Here is a 24832-nt window from a genome sequence, read left to right as displayed (position 1 = left end):
CGCTCGCTCACAGCGACCAGCCCAACATGCCCATGGCCGACGACCGGCCGGGATGCCGCACCGCCACACGTTCAGGTGACGACAAAACTCCTATGTACTCTCATTCCGCCCTCTCATGCTCTGAGCTGGATACCACGGGTGTGACACCAGCCGGCTGGAATACGGGGCCTTGCCGGCAGGGTTTCCCACACGTCACCCCCGGAGGTCCGTCATGCCTGATTCCGTCCCCGCGACCCTGCGGGTGTACTGGCGCCCCGGCTGTCCGTACTGCGCCGTCCTGCGTCGACGGCTCCGCCGCGCTGGCTTGGCCTACGAGGCAGTCGACATCTGGCAGGACGAGAAGGCAGCCGCCTACGTCAGATCGGTCAACTCCGGGAACGAGACCGTGCCCACCGTCGCGGTCACCGGGCACACGCTGACCAATCCCAGCGTCAGGCAGGTGATGGACCTGATCCGGCAGCACGCCCCGCAGCTCTTGCCGAGCACTGCCCAGTCACCTGATGCGCGCCGCCGGCACCGCCGCTGGCCCTGGCCCTGGCGCCGCGCCGAATAGCCGGGGGTCGGCTCGCCCCTCGTGCGGTCCGATCGGATTCGGCAGCGTCTCAGTCGTCGGCAAGGTCCGCGAGGGCACTTTCCACGGCACGATGGAACGTCGGATAGGCGTAGATCATGTGGCGCAGCGATTCGACCGGCACCTTGGCCTGGACGGCGACCGCGAGCCCGTAGAGCACTTCACCGCCCGCCGGCCCGGCCGCGGTGGCACCCACCAGTACGCCGCGCTCGGCGTCCTCCACGAGTTTGACCACGCCCTCGTTGCCTGCCTTGTGGATCCAGCCGCGTGCGGAGGACGGAACCTGGGACACCCCCGTGCGCACCCGCAGGCCCTGTTCGAGTGCCTGCGCCTCGGTCAGGCCGACCGAGCCGATCTCCGGGTCTGTGAAGGTGACCCGGGGCAGGGCACGGTAGTCGGCCTCAGGGCCAGGCTCGGCCAGGATCGACCGTACGGCGATCTCCGCCTGGTACATCGCCACATGAGTGAACGCACCGTGCCCGGTCACATCGCCGATCCCCCACAGCCCGGGGGCCGCCAGCATATGCGGATCGACGGCCAGGGCGCGGGCCTGCGGGTCCAGCCCGATCGTCTCCAGGCCCAGACCGCTCAGGTCCGGGCGGCGGCCGGTGGCGACCAGCAGACGCTCGGCGCTGAGCTCCTCCCCGCCGTCCAGGGCGAGGGTGAACGTCTCGTCGGCGTACCGTACGGAGGCGGCGCGCGTGCCGGTGCGCACGGTGACTCCTTCGTCGCCGAGCACCCCGGCGATCAGTTCTCCGCTCTCCGGTTCCTCCAGCGGCAGCAGCCGCTCCAGGGCCTCGACGACCGTGACCTGGGTGCCGAAGCGCGCGAAGACCTGGGCGAGTTCAAGGCCGATGGCGCCTCCGCCGAGCACCAGGAGCGAGGACGGCACCTCCTTGGCCGCGACCGCCTCCCGGTTGGTCCAGTACGGGACCTGATCCAGGCCCGGCACCGGCGGCGCCCACGGGCGGCCTCCGGTGGCGATGACCACACCGCGCCGTGCCGTGTACGTCCGGCCCGCGGCCTGGACCCGGCCGGGGCCCGTCAGCACGCCACGTCCGCGGACGAAGCGCCCGCCCTTGGCGACGAACCGGTCGACGGCCACCTGGTCGTTCCAGTTGTCCGTGGCTTCGTCGCGGATCCGGGCCGCTACCTGACCCCAGTCAGGGGCCACCTGCACGCGTCCGGCGATGCCGGGAATGCGGCGGGCCTCGGCCAGGAGATTCCCCGCGCGGATCATCATCTTGGACGGCACGCAGCCCCAGTACGGACACTCACCGCCTACCAGCTCCGCCTCAATGCCCGTCACGTGCAGTCCGGCCTCGGCCAGCCGCCCGGCGACGTGCTCCCCGCCCGGCCCCATCCCGATGACCACGACATCGGTCTCCCAGCTCATATACCCGTCCTCCTTCAGCGCTTTCACTCCGTTTTGCTGGTATATGGGGAACCCGTCGACACCCCCCGAACCTTCCCTCCCTTCATCACCTCAGGCCGCAGCCCGCCGGGCCGGAGCTGATGCGGGGAAGGATGCGCCGCTGCGGCCGGGTTCCCCTTCCGACGCGGGGCCGACTGGCGGTCCAGGAAGACGAAGGGAACAGCGGTATGTGGCGTGCGGTCTGGAACGGAGCGGTCGTCGCGCGGGCGGCGCACACCGAGGTCGTGGAGGGCAACCACTACTTTGCGCCCGAGGCCCTGAGTCGCGAGTACTTCACGGACAGCGCCACCACCTCCGTGTGCGCGTGGAAGGGCGAGGCTCGCTACCTGACCTTGCAGGTGGACGGGAGGACGAACCCCGACGCGGCCTGGTACTACCCCGCGCCGATGCCGGCCGCCGCAGCGATCGCGGGACGTGTCGCGTTCTGGCACGGTGTGGTCGTGGAACAGGAACCGGAGGATCCGCCATGACGGGGCCGACAGCGGGCAGCGGAAGCGCGAGCACACCCATCGGCGACTACGGCCTGCTGTCCGACCGGCACAGTGCGGCCCTGGTCAGCCGCACCGGCGCGGTCGACTGGCTCTGCTTCCCCCGCTTCGACAGCCCCGCCGTCTTCGCCGCGCTCCTCGACGAGCGAGCCGGGAGCTGGACGATCCGGCCGACCGGCGAGGCGGAGGTCTCCCGCGGCTACCTCGACGACAGCATGGTGCTGCGTACCACCTTCACCACGCCCACCGGGTCACTCACCCTCACCGACGCCCTGGCCACCGGCTCCGACCCCGACCCGCACCGGCTCGGGGCACAGGCCCCGCATCTGCTCATCCGCTCGGTCACCTGCACTCAAGGCTCGGTCGAGATCACGCTGGACTTCCGCCCCCGCCCCGAGTACGGACTCGTGGTGCCCCTGCTGTCGGCGTGCGAGGGCGGAATCCAGGCCCGGGGAGGACCCGCCGTCCTGACCCTCAGCAGCCCGCTGCCGCTCGACGTGGACACCGAGGCGGCCACCGCCACCGCCACCCTGAAGGCCGGCCAGACGCTGAACTTCGCTCTGCACTGGGCCCCGCTCGGTGGTCCCGCACCCCGGGTCTGGCGGCAGGACGAGCTCGCCGAAGGGCTTGAGCAGACCGTCACGGCCTGGCAGGCGTGGTCGCGGATGCACCAGACCTACGCCGGGCCCTGGCGGGAGCAGGTCCACCAATCCGGGCGGTTCCTGCAAGCGCTGTCCTACCAGCCCACCGGAGCGATCGTGGCCGCCGCGACCACATCCCTGCCCGAGGAACCCGGCGGGGTGCGCAACTGGGACTACCGCTACTCCTGGGTCCGCGACGCCGCATTCACCATGGACGCCCTGTGGGTGGCCGCCTGCCCCGACGAGGCCGACGAGTTCTTCACGTTCATGGCCGCCGCCGCGGCCACCGGCTGGACCGGCTCACATCTGCAGATCATGTACGGCATCGGCGGCGAGCACGACCTGACCGAACGCGAGCTGCCCCATCTGGCTGGCTGGTGCGGAAGCCGCCCCGTACGCGTTGGAAACGGGGCCTGGAGCCAGCCGCAGCTCGACGTGTACGGCGAACTCCTCAACACCGCGGCCCGCTTCGAGGACCAGCTCACCTCAGGCCCGGCGCTGTGTGTCTTCCTGAAGGGGCTCGCCGACACGGCGTCCGAGGTGTGGCGGCGTCCCGACCACGGGATCTGGGAGATCAGAGGCGAGCCGCAGCACTTCCTGTACTCGAAGCTCATGTGCTGGGTGGCCCTCGACCGGGCTGTACGCCTCGCCGGCCGTCTGCAGGCCACCGAGCGCGTTCCCGTGTGGTGTGCGATCCGCGACGAGATCCGCGAAGCGATCCTCGAACACGGCTGGAGCCCGGAGGCCGGCGCCTACACCCAGTCTTTCGGGAGCGACGCCCTGGACGCGTCCGCTTTGATGCTGCCGCTCACCGGCTTCCTGCCCGCCGATGATTCGCGCATCCTGGCCACCATCGACGCCATCACCGAGCGCCTGACCGACCGCAACGGCCTGGTACGGCGCTATCACACGGCAACCGGCGTCGACGGGTTGAGCGGGCAGGAGGGCAGCTTCCTGTTGTGTACCTTCTGGCTCGCCCATGCCCAAGCCCTGGCCGGTCGGATTGCCCAGGCCCGCGCCACCTTCGAGCAGGCCGCCGCCCACGCCAACGACCTCGGCCTGCTGGCCGAACAGGCCGACCCGCGGACCGGGGCCCTGCTGGGCAACTTCCCCCAAGCGTTCAGCCACATCGGCCTGGTCAACGCCGCATGGGCCATCGCCCAGGCCGAAGAGCAGGCCAACGAACGGCAGAAAGAGAACTGACCCGCCGAGGAACCCCGCCGCCCCCCGGAGTTCGGCACCGCTCGACGCAGGGCTCAGCTGGGGGCCTGCTCTCCCTGAGTCCCACCGCGACCGGAAGCGTCAGTCCCGCTGCGCTGCTGCGGGGGCGTTCTGGTCCAGACGGGTCCGGAGCGTTGTGGCGAAATCCTCCGCACGCGAGAGCTGGATGCGCAGCTTCTCGACCTGCTCGACGGCCGCCTGCTCGTAGACCCGCACGCGCTCCAGCAGCGCCTCGTGCTCGTCTGCATCGAGGCCGATCCCGGTGTCGATGCGGTCGGTGGCGTCCAGGAGGTCGCACATCTGGTCCAGAGTGAAGCCCAGCGGCTTCATCCGGCGGATCACCATCAGGCGGTCGACGTCCTTCTCCGTGTAGAGACGGAAGCCGCCCTGGGAGCGGGCCGAGGGGACGACCAGTCCGGTCTCCTCGTAGTGCCGGATGGTGCGCTGGGACAGCTCGGTCCGCGCGGCCACCTCGCCGATCTGCATGTGCTTGCCGTCCACGCCCGCCGCTCCCAGCCCTTCTCTCATGCCGGGCTGCCTGCCGGTCGCACAGCCTCCGTCGATCTCTACCTTAACGTTAGGATAGAGTTGCTGGAGACGAGGGCGGCTTGCCGCTGCCCCGCTGCTGCCGTGTCGGGGCCGACGATGCCCCCGGCGAAGATCCGATTCTCGCAGGAGAGAAGCGTGCGCGAGCCCCTGACGCCCGGCGCCGCCGCCTGCCCGCCGTGACGACGCACCCCTGGACCTGAGCCCGGCGGACATCACGCGGCTGCTCGGTCCCGCCTTACCTACCGGTTCCGCGGTCGCTCGCGGAGTCGCCCGCGGGGTGCCGACCCGGCTCCACCGCGCCCTCCCGCACGCCCCGGCCTGCCGCATGGGGTGCGCCCGAGCACGACAGGTTCGTTCTCTCTTGTCTTCCGTTGCCTCCGCCGTGTCCCCGGCCGCGCGTCTGCGCGGTATGAAGCCCGACTGGCTGTCCGATCCGAAGGTCTGGCGCACCGAGGTCCTGGCCGGCCTCGTCGTCGCCCTCGCGCTGATCCCTGAGGCGATCTCGTTCTCGATCATCGCCGGCGTGGATCCGGCGATCGGCCTGTTCGCCTCGTTCACCATGGCCGTCGTCATCTCGATCGTCGGCGGCCGGCGGGCGATGATCTCCGCCGCCACCGGCGCCGTCGCCCTCGTCATCGCGCCTCTCAACCGCGAGCACGGCCTCGGCTACCTGATCGCCGCCGTCATCCTGGCCGGTGTCTTCCAGGTGGTCCTGGGCGCGCTGGGCGTGGCCAAGCTGATGCGGTTCATCCCGCGCTCCGTGATGGTCGGCTTCGTCAACTCACTCGCCATCCTGATCTTCATGGCGCAGGTCCCCGAGATGCGGAACGTGCCGTGGCCGGTGTACCCGCTGATCATCGGCGGGCTCGCGCTCATGGTGTTCTTCCCGAAGATCACCACCGTGATCCCCGCCCCGCTCGTGTCCATCGTGATCCTCACCGTGATCACGGTCGGTGCCGCCATCGCGGTGCCGACCGTGGGCGACAAGGGCGACCTGCCGTCCTCTCTGCCCGTGCCGGGGCTGCCCGACGTGCCGTTCACCCTCGACACGCTGACGACGATCGCACCGTATGCCTTCGCGATGGCGCTGGTCGGGCTGATGGAATCCCTGATGACGGCGAAGCTGGTCGACGACATCACCGACACCCACTCGAACAAGACGCGTGAGTCGGTCGGTCAGGGCATCGCGAACATCGTCACCGGCTTCTTCGGCGGCATGGGCGGCTGCGCGATGATCGGCCAGACGATGATCAACGTGAAGGTCTCCGGCGCCCGCACCCGCCTGTCCACCTTCCTCGCGGGCGCGTTCCTGATGGTGCTGTGCATCGTCTTCGGCCCCGTCGTCTCCGACATCCCCATGGCCGCACTCGTCGCCGTCATGATCATGGTGTCGTTCGCCACCTTCGACTGGCACTCCATCGCCCCGAAGACCCTCAGGCGCATGCCGATCGGCGAGACCACCGTCATGGTTGTGACCGTTGCTGCCGTCGTGGCCACCCACAACCTGGCCATCGGCGTCGTCCTCGGCTCCGTCACGGCCATGGTGATCTTCGCCAAGCGTGTCGCCCACCTCGCCGAGGTCACCGGAGTCGTCGACCCCGATGGCAACCAGGTCGTGTACGCGGTCACCGGCGAGCTGTTCTTCGCCTCCAGCAACGACCTCGTCGGCCAGTTCGACTACAAGGACGACCCGGACGATGTCGTCATCGACCTCACCGACGCGCACATCTGGGACGCCTCCTCGGTCGCGGCCCTGGACGCTATCGAGAACAAGTACGCCCAGCGCGGCAAGAAGGTCACCATTGTCGGCCTGAACAAGCCCAGCGCCGAAATGCACGACAAGCTCGCAGGCCAGCTGACAGCCGGCCACTGAGCCTGATCTCCAGGAGGAGGAGCGGCAGCGGCGTTCCCCGCGTGGCCTCTGGCGTGCCGGCCTCTTGGCGTCGCTTGATCATGGAAGGACGGAGGTCGCCCCGGCCGCGGCCGTGACCCCGGTACGCCTCCCCGCCCCGCTCCGCACGAGGTCGGGCACGTGGCAACGTGCATCGTGTTCTTCGTCCTGATCCGCACGCCAAGATCCTGTGCGACTACGCCGGCCATGGCCTGACCGACTCGCGCGGGGAAGGGGCGCCGTTCTCGACGCGGACCGCCGTGACGAAGGCGGGGAGCCGCGCAGCGCTACCGCAGGAGGCCGCGACCTACGCGGTCCGGCTGGACCGAAAATCGGTCGGAGTTGTCCCGAAATGATCACGGAAGGCGTGCGAGAAATGGCTGCGGCTGGCGAACCCGACACGTCGGCCGATGGTGTCGATGGGCAGGGTCGTGCTGTGCAGTAGTTCTGCCGCTCGCCTCAGCCTGATGTCTCGAAGCAATTCCATGGGGGTGCGCCCGAAGGACGTCTTGAACTCCCGCGCGAACGCGGAACGGCTCATGGAAATCTGAGCCGCGAGCGATTCGAGCGAGTGGGCGTTCTCGGGCCGCTCAAGCATGATTTCCAGCGCGCGCGCCATACGGGGCTCGTCCAGCGCTTCCAGCCAGGGAAGCGCGCATGTGTCACCCGTGGAGAGCCGCCGGAGTAGGAGCACGAGGCACTCGTTCATGAGCGAGGCGAGCAGCATTCTGCTGCCCGGCGCCGGGGCCCGACTCTCCGCGAGGAGTCGCGCGAAGATGTGCGCCATCTCGTCCTGACGGGAGAAATCCGTCACTAGGGGATCGGCGAGCAGGTCAAAAAGACCCGGGCCATGTGCGTACGACGCCTGCAATCGACCGCACGCGACGACGAGAGCGTTGTCCTCGTCCTGACCGTTGTCACCCCCGGTGAACACCTGCATGGCATCCACCTCGCCCACGGCCGAGATGTCTCTGACCTTCCGGTCAGCCACGCCGGAGGCACGCCGAATGGCGTGTGTCAGCTGCGCCGGCATCACCACGAGATGTCCCTGCCGCACCGCTCGCGCCCGCGTCGGCCCCCACACCACCTCCCCATCGCCTTCAAGGACGAAATGCAGGGTGATGTCATCCCGGGCGTCCAGCCGCAACGAAGTGCCGGCGGGAATCCGGCACAACGCGAACGGCTCGACGTGTACGGCGAGGCTGTCCAGCAATCGCTCCAGCAGCATGCACCGACCGTAGCAATGCGGAGGTCCTTGGACGCTGCCGCACGTATGCGAGACCCATCCGTACGGCTTCAGGGCGAGGCTGATGACAACGGAGCTACCTCAACCGGAGCAAAGGGGAGCGTCATGTCGGTTACCGATACGGCCGTGGTCATCACCGATCCGCAGAGCGATTTCCTCAGCCCGACCGGCGCAGCGTGGCAGCTCGTGGGGGCCAGCGTGGAAGCCAATCGAACCATCGAACACATCGAGCAGCTGCTGAAAGCGGCCAAGGACAACGGCTACCCCGTGTTCGTATCTCCGCACTATTACTACCCGGCCGACAGTGAGTGGCAGTTCGGCGGCACCGTCGAGAAGATGATGCACGACACCAGCATGTTCGCCCGCAAGGGCCCGCTCACCCTGGAAGGGTTCGAAGGATCGGGCGCCGACTGGTTCGAGCGGTTCAAGCCCTACTTCGAGGACGGGCAGACGATCGTCGCGAGCCCGCACAAGGTGTACGGCCCGGAGAACAACGACCTCGCCCTTCAGCTCAGAAAGCGCGGGGTCACGAAGGTCGTCCTCGCCGGTATGTCTGCCAACCTCTGCGTCGAGTCCCACCTGCGCGAACTCCTCGAACAGGGATTCCAGGTCACCGTGGTGAAGGACGCCACTGCGGCGGCGCAGCACCCCGAGCTGGGTGACGGCTACGCTGCGGCACTGACGAACTTCGGTTTCATCGCCAACGCCGTCGTGACCACCGATGAGGCGGTGCGGGATTTCCCGCGCGGCGAGTGAGCTCGCTATCCCCGTGCAGCGGATGGGACCGTCGTCGGCTGGGCGACGGCGCTGATCTCCTCCGCTGCTCAAGTGCTGGTCTCGATGGTCTGGCGGGGATACGCTCGCCCGCCTCGGCCGGGGCGCAACGGGAACCGCTGGCGCGATCTCCAGAGCAAGGCAGCCTCTCCGTCGGATCGGTCCTGCTCAGGCACCGGCTGGTGGCGAGGCGGTGTCCGGCTCGTCCCCGGCCTGACCCTGCTCGTCGCGCACTAGGGACCGGCCGAACGCGGTCAGCCGTGCCACCGCGTCCACATCGGGCTCCGCGCGGCGGGCCAGCGCGCTACGGATCTCCTGGTAGACCGATGCTTCCAGACCACATCGCCGGCAGTCCTCCAGGTGGACCGCGACCCGGCGGGCAGTGACCTCGTCGGTCTCGCCGTCAAGGTACTTCTGGAGTACCCGGGACACCTGCATGCAGTTCATCCTGCGCTCGCCCGAGCGGCGAGCCCACCATGGGCGCTTGTTCACATCACACCTCGCTTCGGTGCCAGTCCCGCCGCGGACAGTCGCACACGTATCCGTTTGCGGGCGCGGTGCAGTCGGCTCATCACGGTTCCTTCGGGCACATCCAGCAGGCGCGCGGCCTCGGCGTAGGTGAGGCCGTCGATGTCCACCAGCTGCACCACCTGCCGGTGCTTGTCCGGCAGCGCGGACAGCGCCGAGTCCACCACCTCGTCGAACGCCTCGCCGACCACCACTTCCTCCGCCGACCCCTGAGGGCCTGTGGAGCTGAGCCGGTCCAGATCAGTGTCCGGGTCGTCCAACAGATACGGACGACGACGACGGTGCCGGTTGATCTCGGCCCGCCGCATGATCGTCAGCAGCCATGCCCGCGGATGCCTCCCGTCGAACCCGTCGATGGCCCGGTAGGCCCGAAGCAGCGTGTCCTGCACCAGATCCTCGGCGTCCGCGCGCTGCGCGGTCAGCGTCATCGCCACCCGCAGCAGTACCTCCACCTCCGGCAGCACGTAGGCGGCGAACGCCGCTCCCCGCGGGTCCGCTGGGTCCGGCGGCGCTGTCACTTGGTCTTCCACACAGGGGAAACCCGTTGGCCTGTTCCCCTCATTCCATCCACCCTCATCTCCACCTCAGGGCGCTCACGTCGGTGCCAGCCGTGAGATCGAAGAGCAGGAAGCGTGTGCGGGGGGAATGCAGCGCGTCTCGAACCGGGTTTCCGGTCCATGAGGAAGCAGCGCGTCCCCAGGCCAGTACAGGTGTGGGCGGAGTGCCGGGAGAAGCTGCGGCATGTACGCCTGCGCGGTGACGTGGAGGCGTACGCCGACGGGCAGCTGACGGGTGCGCACCGGACACGGGTCGCCGCGCACGTCGGCGCCTGCTGGGCGTGCAGCGGCAGCCTGGAACTGCTCCAGCTGATCAAAGCGTCGCTCCGGCGCAGTCCGCAGCGCACGCCCGTCTCCCTCGCATCTGCCCGGGTACGACGCTTCGCCCACCAGCTCACCGCCCCGCCTGGCTCCGGCCGGCCCCATTAGTCGACGGTCTGAACCCGGCTCAGCTGATGCTGAAGAGCGGTCCGGTGATCGTCAAGCCGAGGTCGTCGCCGACGTAGGAGAAGAAGGCGATGAGCATGAGTGCCGCGCCGCCCAGGGCAGTGTCCTTCAGGAAATGGGTCTGCTCCGTCTGCCGGGCCTCGTCGTCTGTTTCCCGCCAGAATCCGTGCATGAGAACTGCGGTCGGGAAGGCGAAGGCGGCGATGAGGAGGGCGCCGAGGTCTGCCCAGATACCGAGGGCGATACTCACTCCTCCGGCCAGCATCACCAGACCGCTGGCGATCGTTGCCGGGACGGGGGCCGGTACGCCCCTGGATGCGGCGTACGCGCCCATGGCCTGGGTCTTGGTCAAGTGCGCGACGGCCCCTCCGAGGAAGACCAGCACAAAGAGAACGCGTCCGATCAGTACCAGTACGTCCATGGTGACCTCCCGGGTGTTGTGTCGGCTGCCGCATTCACCTCTGTCTTCCTGCTCGCCGGGTGCTCAGTCCGCACAGCAGGACAGCTTGGTCACGTCGGTGGTGAAGGTCTGGGCGGCGAGTTTGAGGGCTTCGGCCATGGTCAGGTAGGGGGTCCAGGTGTGGGCGAGCTGGGCGGTGGTCATGCCGGAGGTGAGGGCGTAGGTGGCGGCGGTGATGAGGTCGCCGGCGCCGTCGGCGATGACGTGGACGCCGATGAGGCGGCCGTTGGTGGTGTCGGCGACGAGTTTGACCAGACCGCGCGTGTCGCGGTCGGCGAGCGCGCGGGGGACGTGGGCCAGCGGCAGGGTGCGGGAGTCGTGCCGTATGCCGGCCTCGGCCGCCTCGACTTCGGTCATGCCGACGGAGGCGATGGCCGGGCTGGTGAAGGTGACGCGGGGGAGGGCGGTGTAGTCCAGGGTGCGGGCGGCCCCGGCGAGGGCGTTGTCGGCCGCGAGGGTGCCCTGGGCGGCGGCGACGTAGACGAACTGGGGCCCGCCGACGACGTCGCCGGCGGCCCAGATCCGGGGGGTCGTGGTGCGCTGGTGGCCGTCGACGATCACTTCGCTGTGCGTTCCGGTCTTGACTCCGACCGCGTCCAGGCCCAGGCCGCTGGTGTTCGGGCGGCGGCCGGTCGCGATGAGCAGCTGCTCGGCGCGCAGGTCGAGCTCCGTGCCGTCCCCGGCGCGTACGACCGTGCTCTTCGCGCCGTCTTCGGTTCGTACGGCGGCCAGCGTGGCACTCGTATGGACCGTGATGCCCTCGTCCGCCAGCACCCGCTCGATCATGGCGGAGACCTCGGGCTCCTCGAAGGGAGCGAGGCGCTCTTGAGCCTCGACTACGGTGACGCGGGTGCCGAGGCGGGCGAAGAGCTGGGCCTGCTCAAGCCCGATCGCGTTGCCGCCGACCACGATCATCGACTCCGGCAGTGCGTCGAGTTCCATCGCCGTCGTGGAGGTGAGGTATCCGCTCTGCTTCAGACTCTCGACGGGCGGCGCCCAGGGGGCGGACCCGGTCGCGATGACGTACTGGTCTGCCTCGATCCGACGGATGCCGCCGTCGGTCAGCGCCACGTCCAGCGCGGGAGCGTCCGTGTTCCCGGTGAAGGTGGCGGTGCCGTGGACGATGTGCCAGCCGTAGCCGTCGGCGAGGTCGGTGTACTTCTGCGTGCGCAGCTGTCCGACGAGGGCGTCCTTACCGGTGATCAGTTCGGCGAAGTTGACCGGCATTCCGGCCGGGGCCAGGCCGGGGAAGCGTTCGGCCGCCGAGGACGCGTGCCGGGCTTCGGCGGCGGCCAGCAACGCCTTGGACGGCACGCAGCCGGCGTTCACGCAGGTGCCCCCGATGGTGCCGCGTTCGGCCATGATCACCCGCCTGCCCTGTCGGGTGGCGGCGAGGGCGGCCGCGAACGCCGCCGAACCCGTGCCGATGATGGCCAGATCGAAGCCGGGTTCCGTCGTGGCCACGATGCTCACCTCCGGCAGCAGGAGCTGCTGCTATGCGGATTGCCGAATGAGACGACTCCATTTTACTATTCGAGTAGGCGAATAGTTCTGGTCATGTGAGAAGGAGCCGTACGGATGCCGGAGAGCCTCACGTCCACGGCCGTGGAGGACGTTCCGTGCACTCATCTGGACACGGTGGCGAAGTTCTTCCGCGCCCTGTCGGATCCCACTCGGCTGAAGCTGCTCGAGTTCATCCTGAGTGGCGAGCGCACCTCGGCAGAGTGCATGGAGCACGCCCGGATCTCCCAGCCTCGTGTGTCGGTACATCTGTCCTGCCTCGTGGACTGCGGGTATGTGAGCGCCCGCCGCGACGGCAAGAAGCTGCGCTATTCCGTCGGCGACCCGCGCGTGGCCGATCTGGTCGTGCTGGCCCGTTCCCTGGCCGCGGACAACTCCGCAGCCCTTACCTGCTGCACCCGTATCCCCGACGGCGGGGACTGAACCGCGAGGAGCGTCCGCCATGTCTGTTGGCGAGCGGCCCCCGGGCCGTGACGAGAGGCACTCAGGCAGCCGAACCACGGGCGCCAGGATCGGTCTCTCCCTGGTGGTGGTCGTCTTCTGTCTGGCACCCGTCCTTGTCGCTGCCGGTGCTCTCGCCGCGATCGGCGGCGTCATGGGTAACCCCTGGGTGATCGCCATCGCGGTGTTCTTCCTGGCTACCGCCGTCACCGCACTTGTCCGACGTTTCCGCTCGGGGCGCGGCGCCGGCGAGGACCGTGAAGTGTGAGCGCGAACACCGAACCGTGCCGCCGAACGGCATAGCGTCAAGGGAGTGAACAACTCCCGTATCCGGGGAGAGGGGACAGCCATGATGCGTGCGGTGTGGAACGGCACGGTGATCGCGGAGGCGCCGCGCACGGTCGTGGTGGAGGGCAACCACTACTTCCCGCCCGAGTCGCTGCGCCGCGAGTACTTCGCGGAGAGCCGGACGAGGTCGCTGTGCTTCTGGAAGGGGATCGCCCGCTACTACGACGTGCGCGTCGGCGGGCAGACCAACCCGAACGCGGCCTGGTACTACCCGAAGCCCAGCCCCCTCGCCCGAAAGATCAAGAACCATGTCGCGTTCTGGCAGGGCGTCGTGGTGGAAGGCACCCCGGAGCCCGCCCTGGAGGAGACGGCTTAGCACGAGTACACCGCGGCTCAGCGGCGATCGCCGATGGCGGTGCCGCACGGCTGGGCTCGTGCCGCAGGGGGAGGAGCGGCCCGCTTGGTGACTTCCAGCGGTCGTCGCAACACGTGGTGGGCCGAAACGGTACCTGGCTGTGGGGAGGGCGCCCGCCCGCTGGTGAGCAGGAGCCACCTTGCTTTCATGCGAGGAGTGATCGGGCTCACGTGCACGGCTACGTATCGGACTGGAGGGCTGCCCCGTCGTACTGGTGTGTCCAGCCGTTCACCGTCCAAGGAGCCGTGAAGTGATGCCTCAACCCGATCTGTCTCCCGCGCTCGACGTACTGCCGCAGCCTCTGCTCGCGGCGGCCCAGGCCGCGCGCCGTGAGTTCCTGGTCGCTCTGGAACCGCTGCGGGGTGAGCTGTTCCGGTACTGCCGTCGTCTGACCGGCAGCGTGTGGGACGCCGAGGACCTGGCCCAGGAGACGCTCGCCCGAGCCCTCACGCGCGCGGCGCAGTCCCACCAGCAGGTCGAGCGCCCGATGGCGTGGCTGGTGCGGATCGCGACGAACGCCTACCTCGACCAGGTCCGCCGCTCCGCCCCGCTTCTCGTCGAGCCCACCGAGCGTGCGGCGCCCGCCGGCACCGATCCCGCCGAGGTGAGGGACGCGCTCGCGGAGGTGGCCACCCTGCTGGCGCCGCAGGAGCGTGCCGCCGTCGTGCTCAAGGACGTGTTCGACCTGCCGTTGAAGGAGATCGCCGCCATGCTGAGCACCACCGAGGGCGCGGTCAAGGCGGCACTGCACCGTGGTCGCGGACGGCTCGCCGACCCCGACCGGCCCATTGCGCTCGCCCGGCGCACGGCTCCCGACCGGGACACCCTCGACGCCCTTGCGGCGGCGTTCACCGCCTACGACCTGGACGGGCTGACCAAGCTGTTCGTCGAGGACGCGGTCAGCGACGTCATCGGGATGGCCCACGAAGTCGGGCGGGACCAGATCGCCGCCGGCTCCCTGCACCACACCCTGCATCTAGAGACCTCCGTACGGTGGCGCGCCGAGGTTCGGGAGCTCGACGGCGATCCGTTGGTGCTGATGTGGGCCGCCCCGACCAGCGGCGACGGTCCCGAGGCGGTCGAGGACGTCCTCCGGGCGGAGACGTCCGACGGCGGGATCACTTGCCTTCGCTGGTACCACTTCTGCCCGGATGCCCTCGCCGAGGTCGGCGACCGGTTGGGCGTCCCCTACCGAACCCACGGCCACGGCCTGTAGGCCGGGACATGACGAGCTGGGGATCAGAGCCGCTTCCCACGCCGCCAGGCGCTGATGCAGGCGCTCGGCTGGGCTTTTCCGGTCGAGCGTCTTGCGTGGCCCAGGGCGGACGTTCCGTGAATGGGTCGTGATCCCCGGCCGCGACGCGACACGCTGGACCGAGCTGATCGACGAAACGCGTGGGTAGCAGCGATGGTTCATCCGGTCCGGGCGCCCTCCGGGCGCGGGGCGAGCCGGGACGCACCCCATACCAGCGCGCTGATCAGCATCAGCAGCGTCAGCGGGTAGAACACCGGGCGCAGGGGGATCAGTACGGGCAGGAACGCCGCTGCCGTGCTGGTGCCCAGGACGAGCAGGAACGTCGGTACGCAGCAGGCGAATCCGAGCAGGAACGCGGGCAGGACTCCGAGCAGCCGTGCGTATCCGATCCTGCCTCCGGGCCGGCGGCAGGCCGCCGACTGTCGGGCCGCGTACCCGGCGACCGCGATGTTGCAGCCGACCAGGGCGGCGACGATCGCACCGAGCAGCAGGTTGACCGGGCTGAGGAGCACCGCCACATGCTCCGTGGGATGCCAGGCGAGTACGGGCTCGAACAGGTACGGGGCCCTGACCTGGAACAGCTGCTCGGGTGCGGTCCGGAACACGGGCGCTCCGGTGTAGCGGCCGGAGGGCGACACGCCCAGATCGCCGGTGGAGAACAGGTACACCACCAGCACCACGGCGGCAGCGATCAGTCCGGCCCGGCGATGGCGGCGAACGGCGAGCGCGGCGCGTACGCCTCGGGGAGTAGCGACGACGGCGGCCAGCGTGGCATCCCAGGCTCCTCCGACTCTGGCAAGTGCGGTGACCAACCTGCTCATTGCCGCACCTGGCTGTTCGGGTAGAACGCGTGCCACGCGAACCACATGGAGTCGAGGGAGTCCGCCGGCTCCCACTGCTCGCCGTCGCGCTGGAGAACACGGGCGGTGCCGAGCTTGCCGTCCCAGCGGGCTTCGACCTGCGTGCCCGCGACGTCGGCGCGCACGGTCCCGGCGGTGCGGATGAGGTCCTTGTGGATCGCCAGACGCTCGTCTCCGACGCGTACGCCGATGACGACATCCTTGTCGGGGAAGCGGTCGCTGGTCGTCAGGACGGGGAAGAGGGTGCCCTCCTTGGCGTAGTAGCCGCTGCGGTCCGGGTACCCGTCGTAGGAGCCGTACGGGTCGCTGCCGTAGCTGCGCAGCGCGCCGGTGTCGGTGGACAGCACCTGGGTTTCGGGATGCGTCGTCCGCCACTGCTTCCACGTCGTCCACACCAGCGGGACGGTGTCCAGCTGTGTGCCCTTCAGCGGGCCACTCACCGCCGTGCCGAGTAGCTGAGGCCACTCGGAGCCGGTCTCGCGGTCGTACATCAGCAGGTTGGAGTTGACCAGACGCCCGGTGGTCCCGAACGTGAGCTCCTGCGTACCGGATGGCGCCGAGAAGCCGATGACCGTGCCGGTCAGCGGGCAGTAGGTGATGGCGAGCGGCTCGCCGCCGACGGTGTCGTTGACGATCTCGTGCCACACCAGCACCTGCTGCGGGTAGGCCCTGACCTCGCCGCGGTACTCCAGGCCGAACACCGGGTCGTCGTCGGCGAGGAAGGACGCGTCGCCCGCCGGGACGAACCTCGGCTTGTCGATGGAGGGAATCCCGTCCTTGCCCGGCCCGCCGGAGACAGCCGCGGCGGCCAGCGCCTCCAGTGATGGATCCTGCCCAGGCTGTACAGCGGTCACCGACGCGGGCGGATGGTCGTCCGGGCCCGAGACAGCCTGCCAGCCGATGACACCGCCGCCTACGAGCAGCACGACGACTCCCCCGATGACGCCGGCGCCCTTGACGACCTGACGCCGGTCCCGCCTTGGCTGCCGCTGACCGTTCACCGTGCATCACCCGCCTCGGCAAAACCGATCCCACACCTGCGATGGTCCCGCGCACACGTCGCCGGTTCGGTGACCGCGCTTACAGTTCTCGGATCCGATCCGGGCCTAGCGTTCAGATCATGGTGCTGCGGATCGTGCTCGGTGCGCTGGCGACAGCGATGGCGGCCGGTCAGCTCGCCACCGTCGGTCACATGCCCGGGATCCTGGCCGCGTACGGTCTGGTGACCGGCGCCGCCGCACTGACCGTAGCGGCGCCGGCCGACGGCGCTCGCCCCCGTGTAGGTGTTCACGGCCACCCCGGTGGCCTGGTCGGTGCGACTGCACAGGAATACGCGCGGGCTCGCGGTCGCCAACCGCCGGTGCTTCGGGAGCCACCTCACGCAGCGGCTGAGCTGTCCGTTCTCGTCCAGGACGCTGTGACGCTGCTCTACGCCGGGGTCCTCCTGACGGTGCACGTAAGGGGCCCGCCCGGACTCCCGCCATGGAACGGAGGTGGGACGTGATGCCCGCACTCGCTGAGCCTCGCCGTCAACGTGGTGCGGTAGCGGCCATACGCGAGGGGCTGCTGATGGTGCTGTGCTGCGCGGGCCCGCTGCTCTTGGCCGGCGGGACCATCAGCGGCCTCGGCGGAGCACTGTCCAACCCGTGGCTGATCACCGTAGGGGCCTTGGTGGTACTCATCTCCGTCATCCACGTCCTTCGGTGCCGGGTTCGACGCCGCCACCATGCCGCGCCGGACGACTGCTGCCCGACCGTTCGCCGGTCACCACGCGCGGGCCTGGCTGACGGGCACCCGGGCCGCACCCACGAGTAAGGGGAGTTCGTGATGAAGGACATCGTCGCCCTGCTGCTCGGCGACTCGTACCACCCCGGCGGCGCCGCGCTCACCCGCCGCCTCGCCGGGCACCTCACGCTCGGCGCCGATTCCCGGGTTCTGGACGTGGCATCCGGACGCGGCACCACAGCCCTCCTCCTCGCCGACGCGTGCGGCGTTGTCGTCCACGGCGTAGACCCCTCACCGGCCAACACCGCGCTCGCTCAGGGCGCCGCCGCAGCCGCCGGTCTGGCAGACCGGGCCGTCTTCACCACGAGCGACGCGGAACGTCTTCCCTTTGGGGACGCGCTGTTCGACGCTGTCGTCTGCGAGCGCGGCCTCTGCGCCGTCCCCGACATGGCACGCGCAACCGCTGAGTTCGCGCGTGTCCTCAAGCCGAGTGGCCGACTGGGCATCACCGATGTCACTGCCACGCCCGGCCGGTTGCCGCCGCAACTGTCCACGCTCGGCGCGCGCATCGCCTGCATCGCCGATAGCCGCCCCTTGGCCGAGCACTCGGAGGTCCTGACCGCCGCTGGGCTGCGTACCGTGCACACCGAGCACCGCGACCAGGCGATGCGGCACACGATCGACCAGATCGAGGCACGGCTGAACCTGCTGCGCGTCACCGCCCCTGGCAGACTCGCGGAGGTCGGGGTGGACCTCAACGCGGCACCGGACGTGCTGAGCGCGGCCAGGGCCGCCGTCGCCGATGGCGCCCTCGGCTACGTCCTGCTCATCGCGGAGAAGCCGCTACTTGCTGGTGCGTAAGCGGCTTCACATGCGTGCACATGCCATGAGGTGGGGGGTGCCGCTGCCGGTCTGGTGGGCGGCGTCGGCATGGGCATCTGGATGTCCCGTCCATCGCCCTCTGCGCCGGCACCATCTTCGGCGTCCTGCTGGGCACTTCGCTCAGAGGCTGGCACCCGCCGTCGTCCAAAAAGCGGGCCAGGCCGGATGATGACGCCGTATCACCAGCGCCAACACCGACCCGCCACACCGACCTGGGGTGCCGTGTCCCGCAGCACTCAAGACGGAAACGTCCCACAGCGGAAAGCCCGCATGCAGGTTGGGTTTGGTCAGCAGCAGCCCGTCGGCGCCTGCGCGCCCGGGCCGCTCGCCGTGTCCGCAGGGCCGCAGGGGAACAGGCCGAAGTGCCGGCCTTTGTCGCCTGTGACGGAGAAGTGCGGTGCGTAGCGGGTGGCGCTCAGCATGTCGGCGGTGTTGCCGCAGACGAGCTCCGGTTTGCCGGTGTGGAAGCGGTGGTGGTCGTCCAGGTCGAAGGCGTGCGGGTGCTCGGTGATGGTGCCGTGGTAGACGGCGACCTGGCCGTAGTCCTCGCAGCGGTCCTCCAGCGGGAGCTTGAAGGCGCGGACGGTGCGGGAGGTGAAGGTGGCGAAGCCGATCTTCTGCTCGATGTCCGGGGCGCTGATCGTCACCGGGGCGGTGGCGACGGTGCGGGCGTCCGGGCAGCCGGTGCGTTCCAGGATGCGGCGGAAGTCCTCCGTGTACAGGGCGCCGGCGAGGCACTCTCCGACGAGGACGGGATCGTCGAGGAGGGCGGCGGGCAGGCGGCGGTCGGCGAAGATGTCGGAGAAGTACAGCTCGCCGCCGGGCCGCAGGACCCTGAAGATCTCGGAGAGGACGCGCGGCTTGTCCGGCGAGAGGTTCACCACGCAGTTGGAGACCACGACGTCCACGGAGGCGTCCGGGATGCCGGCCGCGGCCAGGTCTTCGATGTAGCCATGGCGGAAGTCGGTGTTCGCGTGGCCGAACCGCTCGGCGTGCCAGTCCTGGTGGCGGCGGGCGACGGCGAGCTGTTCCTCGGTCATGTCGACGCCGATCACCCGGCCGGTGGGACCCACCAGTTGGGACAGCACGTAGGCGTCGCGTCCGCTGCCGCAGCCCAGGTCGAGCACGGTGGCCCCCTCAAGCGCGGGAGGGATGGGCGAACCGCAGCCGTAGAAACGCTCCATGACCTCGTCGTGCACCTGGCCGAGGGCTGCCGCGATGTGCGGCGGCGGGGCCGCGTCCGTGCAGCAGGCCGAGGTCTTCAGATCCGCGGAGGACGCGAGGACCTTGCCGTAGTAGTCCTTGACCGATTCCGCCACGGTCGAGTCCGTCTCCTGCCGCTCGGGGGATACGTCGATCGTCGCCATGTCTCTCCTCTGATGTGTGATGCCGGACGTCTCGGCGGCTCTTCGCCGCCGCGACGGGAACCCGCTGTGCATCGGCTGTCATTCCGACTCTGCTGTGTCTGATTCAGGCGGCTCTCCAGTCAGCCAGCGACCACCCTGCGGTGGGCGACGGCCACGTGCACCTGGGCATGGAGGCAGTGAGCGGCACCCACGGGGGTGTCACCGGCCGTCGGCAGCCGCGCTGGTCTCCCCGCTACGGGAGCGGATCAGTCGGGCCGCCCACCCACCGCCCGCGCTCAGCACCACCAGAGCACCGAGCGCAACCCACAGCCCCGGCGATGCGGGATCACCCAGGGAACCGCCGAGCCCGGTGTAGACGACGGTGCCGGGGATGATGCCCAGGGCCGTGGCGGTCACGTAGGAGGAGAATCGGACCCCGGCCACGCCCGCCCCGTAGTTGATCACTGAGAAGGGGAACAGCGGCACCAGCCGCAGGAGCAGGACGGCTGCGAATCCGCGGCGTGTCAGGTAGGCGTCCAGCCGGGCCAGCCGCCCCGAGCCGGCGTAACGGGCCACCACCGGACGCCCCAGCCAGCGGGCGAGGCCGAACGACAGGGCCGCACCCGCCGTCGCTCCCAGGAGTACCGCACCGACCCCCAGTGGAAGCCCGAACAGTGCCCCCGCCGAAGCGGTGAGCACCGAACCGGGCAACAGCGCCGTCACCGCCAAGGCGTAGCAGACGGCGAACACGACTGGCCCCCACAGGCCGAGCGAATCGACACCCTGCCGCACATCCCGCAACAGGCCCGCCCCTCCCAGCGCCACCCAGGAGCCGAGCGCCACCAGCAGGACCACCAGGAGTGCCAGCCGTATCCACGCCGCGCGCGCCGACCGCGGTGCTGGCCTGTCCGGGGCCGCCCCATCGGACGGCGGAGGCTCGGCTGCGGATGAGGGGGCTGCCGGACGGTTCATATCGGCTCCTGTGACGGTTGTCCGGTGGGAAGGTCGGCCACCACGCGGCGCAGCGGCAGCTCAAGGCGTCGCCCCGGGGCCGCCCACCGCGCCAGGGAGCGCTTGGCGGCCTCGGCGCGCCGAGGTGTCAGTCCGGGCAGGTAGAGGGCGTCGGGCAGCAGGGTCGCGGCGTCGGCCGAGTCGATGGCGAGGGTGAAGACGCGTCGCTCGTCGGAGCGGACGCGGAACCCCGCATCGCGCAGCAGGGCGGCCAGCCCGTCGCGGGCCTGCGGGTTGGGCCACGGCTGGCGTACGGCGCGCAGGGCGGTCATCACCCGGAGCCAGGCGAGCATGCCGGACGGGGAGAGCCCGGTCTGGGAGGGCACCAGCGCTGCGAGAGTCCCGCCCGGGCGCAGTACGCGCCGGATCTCCCCGAGCACCTGCGGCAGGGGGGTGACGACCGGCAGGCACATGGCCGCGCAGACGGCCGTGACGCTCGCGGAGGCGGTCGGGAGCGCGTCCGCGGCGGCCCGCACCAGCGGCCCGCGACCCTGCCGCGCCGCTTCGGCGAGTTCTGCGGCCGAGAGGTCGATCCCGACCCAGTCGGCGTCGGGCAGCTCCGCACGGGTGGGTGCCGAACCGCAGGCCAGGTCGAGGACCGTGCCCTCGATGCCGTGGAGCGGTTCGGCCAGCCAGGCGTACGGGGAGGTGTCGGCCAGGGTGAAGAGCTGTTCGGTGATGCCGGGATGCGCGTGGTGGTAGGCGGCGATGAAGCGCCGCCAGTCCTGTTCGTCCATCCGCTCCTCGTCTCTGTCGCGGCCTGCCGGCCGCTCGCCCCTGTGCTTGCCGCCGGGAACCCTGCCGGGGCGGCTCCGCATTCCGCTTCGGACACGCCGGTTCGGGCCGGATGATTCCGGTCGGCCCGCCGGGCGGGAATCGTGTGGCCGAGAAGGGAAGGTCCTGGGCCCGCCACCGGGTTCCCCTCGCGTCCCACTGCTGCGCACCGACCGGAGAGAGCCCACACGATGAGTACGTACGACCTGGTGGTCATCGGCGGCGGAAGCGCCGGCCTGACCGCGGCCCGGACCGCCGGGCGCTTCGGCGCCCGTACGCTGCTCGTCGAGCGGGATCGGCTGGGCGGGGACTGCCTGTGGACAGGGTGCGTACCGAGCAAGGCGCTCCTGCATGTGGCCGCCGACGTTCAGGCGGCCCGCCGCGCCGCGGCCTACGGTCTCCCGCCGGTGTCCGGCCGCGCCGATCTGGCGGCTGCCATGGGGGAGGTGAAGCGGGCGATCGGCGCGATCGAGCCGCACGACTCGGCCGAGGCCCTCGCCCCGTACGGCGTCGACGTGACACGCGGCGCGGCAACCTTCACCGGCCCGAGAACCCTGACCACGGGCGGCCGGGAGATCTCCTTCCGGTACGCGTTGATCGCGACCGGCTCCTCGCCTGCCCTGGTGCCGGTCCCCGGCCTGGCCGAGGCCGAGCCGCTGACCAGCGACACCGTCTGGGAGCTGACCGAACTCCCGCAGCGCCTCGTGGTGCTGGGCGGTGGACCCATCGGCTGCGAGCTGGGCCAGGCGTTCGCCCGGCTCGGTTCGCAGGTCACCCTCGTGGAGGCGATGGACCGCCTGGTGCCCAGAGAAGAACCGCGCGCCTCGCAGGTGCTGCGGGAGCGGCTGGAGGCCGAGGGCGTTACCGTGCTGACCGGCTACCGCGCCGAGAGAGTCGATGCCGGCGCTGTCCACGGACCCGGTGGCCCTCTCCCGTACGACACGCTGCTGGCCGTCACGGGCCGCCGGGCCAACACCGAGGGGCTCGGCCTGGCGGCGGCCGGTGTGGGGCTGACCGAGACCGGTCACGTCCGGACCGACGGCAGGCTGCGCACCGCCAACCACCGCATCTACGCCGCCGGCGACGTCACCGGCCGATCGGCCTTCACCCACCTGGGCGGCACGCAGGGCGCAGCAGCCGCCACCGACGCGCTCCTCGGGGTGCGCCGCCCCATCGACTACCGCGCGGTGCCCTGGGTGACGTACACCGATCCCGAGATCGCCCGCGTCGGCCTCACCGCCGACGAGGCGCGCGAGACGTACGGCGACACCGCGCGCGTCCACACGCTGGAGAACGACCGGGTCGACCGGGCGGTCGCCGACGGCCGCACCGAGGGCTTCACCATCCTGGTCCTGGGCCCGCGCGGAAAGATCGCCGGAGCGACGGTCGTGTCACCGAGGGCAGGGGAGACCATCGCCCATCTGGCGGCGGCGGTACGCCTGGGCTGGACACCCTCCGACTACGCCCGCACTGTGCACCCCTACCCCACCTACGCCGACGGTCCCTGGCACGCGGCACTGGCCGACGTCTACACCCGTCTGGCCCGGGGCAGCGGCGCCATCCGCGCGCTGCTCGGCCTGCGCAGAAGGCTGAGCCGATGATCCTCCGCATCGGCCTGGGCGTCGTACTCGCGGCGATGGCGCTGGGCCAGCTCGCCTCGTTCGACGCGATGCCCGGCATCCTCACCTCCTACGGTCTGACGGCCGGCACGGTCTCGACCGCCCTGGCGGTGGCACTGATCGGCGCGGAGGCCGTAACGGCCGTCTGGTTCCTCGCCCGGCCCCGCTCCCGCTCGGCCGCACCCGTCTGGCTGTACACCGCCGTCGCAGTGGTGTGGGCGGCCCTCGCCGCCCAGGCGTTCGCCCGCGGACTCGTCCTCGACAACTGCGGCTGCTTCGGCACGTACGCCGCCCAACCCCTGCGCTGGTACGTCCTGGTCGAAGACGCCCTGATGCTGCTCTACGCCTGGCTGTTGTGGCGCGCTGTGCCCCGACGGCCGCGCAGGGGCCGTACCACCGTGCCCACCGCTGGGGCCTTCGAGGTATCCCGGACACAGCAGGAGAACCACTGATGCCGATCATCGCCGCGCTGCGAGCTCTCGAGCGCGTCACCCGCCCCTACGACCCCGAGTTCGCCGCGGCCATGGAACGCCGCTGGGCGGAACTTCCCGAGACCGCGCGTACCCCCGGCCAGATCCTCGGCCGGCACGGCGTCGGCTGCGAGGGAACCCACGGCGTCTTCCCCAAGTGCAACCTGAAGTGCACCCCCTGCTACCACTCCCGGGACGCCAACCAGGTCCGTGTCGACGGCCCCCACACCCACGAACAGGTCAGGGCCCAGATGGAGCTGCTCCGCGAGCTGCGGGGGCCGCGAGCCCACACCCAGCTCATCGGCGGCGAGGTGAGCCTGCTCGCCCCGGACGACCACGCTGCGGCTTTGGCGATCATGCGGGACCACGGCCGGGAACCGATGAGCTTCACCCACGGTGACTTCGGCTACGACTACCTCACCCGGCTCGCGCTCGGCCCCGACGGCACGCGGCGCTTCCAGCGGCTGTCCTTCGCCGCGCACTTCGACAAGTTCATGTACGGCAGACGCGGCATCGAACGCCCGCCGGACGAGAAAGCGCTGAACCCCTACCGGGCACGGTTCGCCGCCATGCTCGTCCGACTGCGGCGGGAGCACGGGGTGCGGTTCTTCCTCGCCCACAACATGACCGTCACCCCGGGCAACCTCGACGAGGTCGCGAGCGTGATCCGCGACTGCCAGGCCATGGGCTACGGCATGTTCTCCTTCCAGCCCGCAGCCTTCCTCGGCGACGAGCGCCGTTGGAAGGAGAAGTTCCGCGAGGCGACCCCGGACGCGGTGTGGGCGGAGATCGAGCGTGGCGCCGGAACGCGGTTGGACTACCGGGTCTTCGAGAACGGCGACGTGCGCTGCAACCGCACCGCCTACGGCTTCTACGTCGGCCGCCGCTGGTACCCGTTCCTCGACGGCGGCGACCCACGCGATCTCGCCGTACGCGACGCGTTCTTCCGCTACTTCGGAAAGGTGACCTTCACCGGCACCCCGCCCGCCCTCCTCGCGGCCAGGGTCCTGCGGGTGGCGGCCCGCCACCCGTCCACCGTGGTGACGGCGCTTCGCTGGCTGGGCCGCACCGTCCGCCGCGTCGGGCTGCCGCGGCTGGTCCGGCACCGGATGCGCGTGCGTCCGGTGACCTTCGTGATGCACCAGTTCATGGACGCCGATGTCGTCGCCCCGGCCTGGGAGATGATGCGGCGCGGCGAGCAGGCCGAGGACCCCGGGCTGCGCGAGACCCAGGAGCGGCTGGCCGCCTGCCACTACGCCATGGCACACCCCGAGAACGGCACCCTCGTCCCCGCCTGCGTCCAGCACGCCGTACTCGACCCGGCCGAGAACGCCGCGCTGCGCACTCTGCTCCCGATCGTCGAGGTCCGCACCCCCGCCGGCAGCTCGTCCGGCACGTCACCGAAGGAGAAGTAGTC

General features: G+C 70.3%; 26 protein-coding genes. 14 read left to right on the top strand and 12 right to left on the bottom strand.

From position 1 onward, the window contains the following. Window positions 1–211 precede the first annotated feature (211 nt). Entirely contained in the window at window positions 212–553 is a 342-nt protein-coding gene (locus ACGF2Y_RS24110) for a mycoredoxin (RefSeq protein WP_392951004.1), read from the top strand. Between the two features lie 49 nt (window positions 554–602). On the opposite strand, the gene ACGF2Y_RS24105 is transcribed toward ACGF2Y_RS24110, so the two are convergent. Further along, the gene (locus tag ACGF2Y_RS24105) at window positions 603–1967 is read right to left on the bottom strand and encodes a dihydrolipoyl dehydrogenase family protein (RefSeq protein WP_392951002.1); all 1365 of its coding nucleotides are present in this window, start codon (window positions 1965–1967) and stop codon (window positions 603–605) included. A 206-nt stretch (window positions 1968–2173) separates the two neighbouring features. Between ACGF2Y_RS24105 and ACGF2Y_RS24100 the strand changes: the two genes are divergently transcribed. Both ACGF2Y_RS24100 and ACGF2Y_RS24095 read left to right on the top strand, forming a co-directional pair. After that, complete coding sequence (locus tag ACGF2Y_RS24100) at window positions 2174–2476, top strand: DUF427 domain-containing protein (protein WP_392950999.1); 303 nt, start codon at window positions 2174–2176, stop codon at window positions 2474–2476. After that, window positions 2473–4338 carry a glycoside hydrolase family 15 protein gene (locus tag ACGF2Y_RS24095; protein ID WP_392950996.1) on the top strand — a complete coding sequence of 622 codons (1866 nt, stop codon included), beginning with the start codon at window positions 2473–2475 and terminating at the stop codon, window positions 4336–4338. Before ACGF2Y_RS24100 ends, ACGF2Y_RS24095 begins: the two co-directional genes overlap by 4 nt. Before the next feature lie 99 nt (window positions 4339–4437). On the opposite strand, the gene ACGF2Y_RS24090 is transcribed toward ACGF2Y_RS24095, so the two are convergent. Further along, entirely contained in the window at window positions 4438–4884 is a 447-nt protein-coding gene (locus tag ACGF2Y_RS24090; RefSeq protein ID WP_392950993.1) for a MerR family transcriptional regulator, read from the bottom strand. Window positions 4885–5314: 430 nt separating this feature from the next. On the opposite strand from ACGF2Y_RS24090, the gene ACGF2Y_RS24085 reads away from it, so the two are divergent. Further along, on the top strand, window positions 5315–6778 hold the full coding sequence (locus ACGF2Y_RS24085) for a SulP family inorganic anion transporter (RefSeq protein ID WP_392951029.1): 1464 nt from the start codon (window positions 5315–5317) through the stop codon (window positions 6776–6778). Between the two features lie 325 nt (window positions 6779–7103). Here the strand turns inward: ACGF2Y_RS24085 and ACGF2Y_RS24080 are convergent, their stop codons facing one another. Continuing rightward, window positions 7104–8024 (bottom strand): helix-turn-helix domain-containing protein, encoded by a 921-nt coding sequence (locus ACGF2Y_RS24080; RefSeq protein WP_392950990.1) that lies wholly within the window; start codon window positions 8022–8024, stop codon window positions 7104–7106. 144 nt (window positions 8025–8168) lie between these two features. On the opposite strand from ACGF2Y_RS24080, the gene ACGF2Y_RS24075 reads away from it, so the two are divergent. Then, window positions 8169–8798 carry a cysteine hydrolase gene (locus ACGF2Y_RS24075; RefSeq protein ID WP_392950987.1) on the top strand — a complete coding sequence of 210 codons (630 nt, stop codon included), beginning with the start codon at window positions 8169–8171 and terminating at the stop codon, window positions 8796–8798. A gap of 186 nt (window positions 8799–8984) precedes the next feature. Here ACGF2Y_RS24075 and ACGF2Y_RS24070 read toward each other — a convergent pair whose 3' ends face one another. Together ACGF2Y_RS24070 and ACGF2Y_RS24065 are read right to left on the bottom strand one after the other, a co-directional pair. Continuing rightward, on the bottom strand, window positions 8985–9254 hold the full coding sequence (locus ACGF2Y_RS24070) for an anti-sigma factor family protein (RefSeq protein WP_392950985.1): 270 nt from the start codon (window positions 9252–9254) through the stop codon (window positions 8985–8987). Between the two features lie 50 nt (window positions 9255–9304). Continuing rightward, a complete protein-coding gene (locus ACGF2Y_RS24065; protein WP_392950983.1) occupies window positions 9305–9862 on the bottom strand; it encodes an RNA polymerase sigma factor in 558 nt (185 codons plus the stop codon). A 159-nt stretch (window positions 9863–10021) separates the two neighbouring features. Between ACGF2Y_RS24065 and ACGF2Y_RS24060 the strand changes: the two genes are divergently transcribed. Then, window positions 10022–10330: a hypothetical protein gene (locus ACGF2Y_RS24060; protein WP_392950982.1), complete on the top strand. Its 309-nt coding sequence runs from the start codon at window positions 10022–10024 to the stop codon at window positions 10328–10330. 19 nt (window positions 10331–10349) lie between these two features. Here the strand turns inward: ACGF2Y_RS24060 and ACGF2Y_RS24055 are convergent, their stop codons facing one another. Continuing rightward, complete coding sequence (locus tag ACGF2Y_RS24055) at window positions 10350–10769, bottom strand: DoxX family protein (protein ID WP_392950980.1); 420 nt, start codon at window positions 10767–10769, stop codon at window positions 10350–10352. 63 nt (window positions 10770–10832) lie between these two features. Next, the gene (merA, locus tag ACGF2Y_RS24050; RefSeq protein WP_392950978.1) at window positions 10833–12272 is read right to left on the bottom strand and encodes a mercury(II) reductase; all 1440 of its coding nucleotides are present in this window, start codon (window positions 12270–12272) and stop codon (window positions 10833–10835) included. A gap of 114 nt (window positions 12273–12386) precedes the next feature. Between merA and ACGF2Y_RS24045 the strand changes: the two genes are divergently transcribed. From ACGF2Y_RS24045 to ACGF2Y_RS24030, 4 genes are all read left to right on the top strand, one after another. Then, a complete protein-coding gene (locus tag ACGF2Y_RS24045) occupies window positions 12387–12752 on the top strand; it encodes an ArsR/SmtB family transcription factor (protein WP_392950976.1) in 366 nt (121 codons plus the stop codon). A 19-nt stretch (window positions 12753–12771) separates the two neighbouring features. Next, complete coding sequence (locus tag ACGF2Y_RS24040) at window positions 12772–13038, top strand: hypothetical protein (protein ID WP_392950974.1); 267 nt, start codon at window positions 12772–12774, stop codon at window positions 13036–13038. A gap of 45 nt (window positions 13039–13083) precedes the next feature. Further along, the gene (locus ACGF2Y_RS24035) at window positions 13084–13434 is read left to right on the top strand and encodes a DUF427 domain-containing protein (RefSeq protein WP_392950972.1); all 351 of its coding nucleotides are present in this window, start codon (window positions 13084–13086) and stop codon (window positions 13432–13434) included. A 292-nt stretch (window positions 13435–13726) separates the two neighbouring features. Beyond that, entirely contained in the window at window positions 13727–14689 is a 963-nt protein-coding gene (locus tag ACGF2Y_RS24030) for a sigma-70 family RNA polymerase sigma factor (protein WP_392950969.1), read from the top strand. 197 nt (window positions 14690–14886) lie between these two features. On the opposite strand, the gene ACGF2Y_RS24025 is transcribed toward ACGF2Y_RS24030, so the two are convergent. Continuing rightward, window positions 14887–15549 (bottom strand): hypothetical protein, encoded by a 663-nt coding sequence (locus ACGF2Y_RS24025; protein WP_392950967.1) that lies wholly within the window; start codon window positions 15547–15549, stop codon window positions 14887–14889. Beyond that, complete coding sequence (locus tag ACGF2Y_RS24020) at window positions 15546–16589, bottom strand: DUF3179 domain-containing protein (protein WP_392950965.1); 1044 nt, start codon at window positions 16587–16589, stop codon at window positions 15546–15548. Before ACGF2Y_RS24020 ends, ACGF2Y_RS24025 begins: the two co-directional genes overlap by 4 nt. 826 nt (window positions 16590–17415) lie before the next feature. Between ACGF2Y_RS24020 and ACGF2Y_RS24015 the strand changes: the two genes are divergently transcribed. Beyond that, window positions 17416–18174 carry a class I SAM-dependent methyltransferase gene (locus tag ACGF2Y_RS24015; protein ID WP_392950962.1) on the top strand — a complete coding sequence of 253 codons (759 nt, stop codon included), beginning with the start codon at window positions 17416–17418 and terminating at the stop codon, window positions 18172–18174. Window positions 18175–18482: 308 nt separating this feature from the next. On the opposite strand, the gene ACGF2Y_RS24010 is transcribed toward ACGF2Y_RS24015, so the two are convergent. The 3 genes from ACGF2Y_RS24010 to ACGF2Y_RS24000 form a co-directional block, all read right to left on the bottom strand. Then, window positions 18483–19562 (bottom strand): methyltransferase domain-containing protein, encoded by a 1080-nt coding sequence (locus tag ACGF2Y_RS24010; protein ID WP_392950959.1) that lies wholly within the window; start codon window positions 19560–19562, stop codon window positions 18483–18485. Window positions 19563–19760: 198 nt separating this feature from the next. Further along, window positions 19761–20513 (bottom strand): TVP38/TMEM64 family protein, encoded by a 753-nt coding sequence (locus tag ACGF2Y_RS24005; RefSeq protein ID WP_392950957.1) that lies wholly within the window; start codon window positions 20511–20513, stop codon window positions 19761–19763. After that, window positions 20510–21289, bottom strand: a complete 780-nt coding sequence (locus ACGF2Y_RS24000; RefSeq protein WP_392950954.1) for a class I SAM-dependent methyltransferase — start codon at window positions 21287–21289, stop codon at window positions 20510–20512. Before ACGF2Y_RS24000 ends, ACGF2Y_RS24005 begins: the two co-directional genes overlap by 4 nt. Before the next feature lie 228 nt (window positions 21290–21517). Here ACGF2Y_RS24000 and ACGF2Y_RS23995 point away from each other — a divergent pair, with 228 nt between their 5' ends. Genes ACGF2Y_RS23995 through ACGF2Y_RS23985 form a run of 3 tightly spaced genes read left to right on the top strand, consistent with a single transcriptional unit; the run spans window position 21518 to window position 24830 of the window. After that, complete coding sequence (locus ACGF2Y_RS23995; RefSeq protein WP_392950951.1) at window positions 21518–22927, top strand: dihydrolipoyl dehydrogenase family protein; 1410 nt, start codon at window positions 21518–21520, stop codon at window positions 22925–22927. After that, a complete protein-coding gene (locus ACGF2Y_RS23990) occupies window positions 22924–23397 on the top strand; it encodes a MauE/DoxX family redox-associated membrane protein (protein WP_392950948.1) in 474 nt (157 codons plus the stop codon). Before ACGF2Y_RS23995 ends, ACGF2Y_RS23990 begins: the two co-directional genes overlap by 4 nt. Further along, a complete protein-coding gene (locus ACGF2Y_RS23985) occupies window positions 23397–24830 on the top strand; it encodes a radical SAM domain-containing protein (protein ID WP_392950945.1) in 1434 nt (477 codons plus the stop codon). Before ACGF2Y_RS23990 ends, ACGF2Y_RS23985 begins: the two co-directional genes overlap by 1 nt. Window positions 24831–24832 lie beyond the last annotated feature (2 nt).

This window comes from Streptomyces sp. NPDC048142, from assembly GCF_043202835.1.
In the GTDB taxonomy this organism is placed as follows: domain Bacteria; phylum Actinomycetota; class Actinomycetes; order Streptomycetales; family Streptomycetaceae; genus Streptomyces.
This window is presented reverse-complemented; position numbering and strand designations above follow the sequence as displayed.

Excerpts from the sequence above, each read along its gene's own strand:
- ACGF2Y_RS24040 (WP_392950974.1), top strand. The coding sequence starts at position 12,772 with ATGTCTGTTGGCGAGCGGCCCCCGGGCCGTGACGAGAGGCACTCAGGC.
- ACGF2Y_RS24000 (WP_392950954.1), bottom strand. The coding sequence starts at position 21,289 with ATGGACGAACAGGACTGGCGGCGCTTCATCGCCGCCTACCACCACGCG.
- ACGF2Y_RS23985 (WP_392950945.1), top strand. The coding sequence starts at position 23,397 with ATGCCGATCATCGCCGCGCTGCGAGCTCTCGAGCGCGTCACCCGCCCC.
- ACGF2Y_RS24060 (WP_392950982.1), top strand. The coding sequence starts at position 10,022 with ATGAGGAAGCAGCGCGTCCCCAGGCCAGTACAGGTGTGGGCGGAGTGC.
- ACGF2Y_RS24100 (WP_392950999.1), top strand. The coding sequence starts at position 2,174 with ATGTGGCGTGCGGTCTGGAACGGAGCGGTCGTCGCGCGGGCGGCGCAC.
- ACGF2Y_RS24025 (WP_392950967.1), bottom strand. The coding sequence starts at position 15,549 with ATGAGCAGGTTGGTCACCGCACTTGCCAGAGTCGGAGGAGCCTGGGAT.
- ACGF2Y_RS24080 (WP_392950990.1), bottom strand. The coding sequence starts at position 8,024 with ATGCTGCTGGAGCGATTGCTGGACAGCCTCGCCGTACACGTCGAGCCG.
- ACGF2Y_RS24010 (WP_392950959.1), bottom strand. The coding sequence starts at position 19,562 with ATGGCGACGATCGACGTATCCCCCGAGCGGCAGGAGACGGACTCGACC.
- ACGF2Y_RS24090 (WP_392950993.1), bottom strand. The coding sequence starts at position 4,884 with ATGAGAGAAGGGCTGGGAGCGGCGGGCGTGGACGGCAAGCACATGCAG.
- ACGF2Y_RS24045 (WP_392950976.1), top strand. The coding sequence starts at position 12,387 with ATGCCGGAGAGCCTCACGTCCACGGCCGTGGAGGACGTTCCGTGCACT.
- ACGF2Y_RS24005 (WP_392950957.1), bottom strand. The coding sequence starts at position 20,513 with ATGAACCGTCCGGCAGCCCCCTCATCCGCAGCCGAGCCTCCGCCGTCC.
- ACGF2Y_RS24110 (WP_392951004.1), top strand. The coding sequence starts at position 212 with ATGCCTGATTCCGTCCCCGCGACCCTGCGGGTGTACTGGCGCCCCGGC.
- ACGF2Y_RS24055 (WP_392950980.1), bottom strand. The coding sequence starts at position 10,769 with ATGGACGTACTGGTACTGATCGGACGCGTTCTCTTTGTGCTGGTCTTC.
- ACGF2Y_RS24105 (WP_392951002.1), bottom strand. The coding sequence starts at position 1,967 with ATGAGCTGGGAGACCGATGTCGTGGTCATCGGGATGGGGCCGGGCGGG.
- ACGF2Y_RS24030 (WP_392950969.1), top strand. The coding sequence starts at position 13,727 with ATGCCTCAACCCGATCTGTCTCCCGCGCTCGACGTACTGCCGCAGCCT.
- ACGF2Y_RS24085 (WP_392951029.1), top strand. The coding sequence starts at position 5,315 with ATGAAGCCCGACTGGCTGTCCGATCCGAAGGTCTGGCGCACCGAGGTC.
- ACGF2Y_RS23995 (WP_392950951.1), top strand. The coding sequence starts at position 21,518 with ATGAGTACGTACGACCTGGTGGTCATCGGCGGCGGAAGCGCCGGCCTG.
- ACGF2Y_RS24015 (WP_392950962.1), top strand. The coding sequence starts at position 17,416 with ATGAAGGACATCGTCGCCCTGCTGCTCGGCGACTCGTACCACCCCGGC.
- ACGF2Y_RS24070 (WP_392950985.1), bottom strand. The coding sequence starts at position 9,254 with ATGCAGGTGTCCCGGGTACTCCAGAAGTACCTTGACGGCGAGACCGAC.
- ACGF2Y_RS24095 (WP_392950996.1), top strand. The coding sequence starts at position 2,473 with ATGACGGGGCCGACAGCGGGCAGCGGAAGCGCGAGCACACCCATCGGC.
- ACGF2Y_RS23990 (WP_392950948.1), top strand. The coding sequence starts at position 22,924 with ATGATCCTCCGCATCGGCCTGGGCGTCGTACTCGCGGCGATGGCGCTG.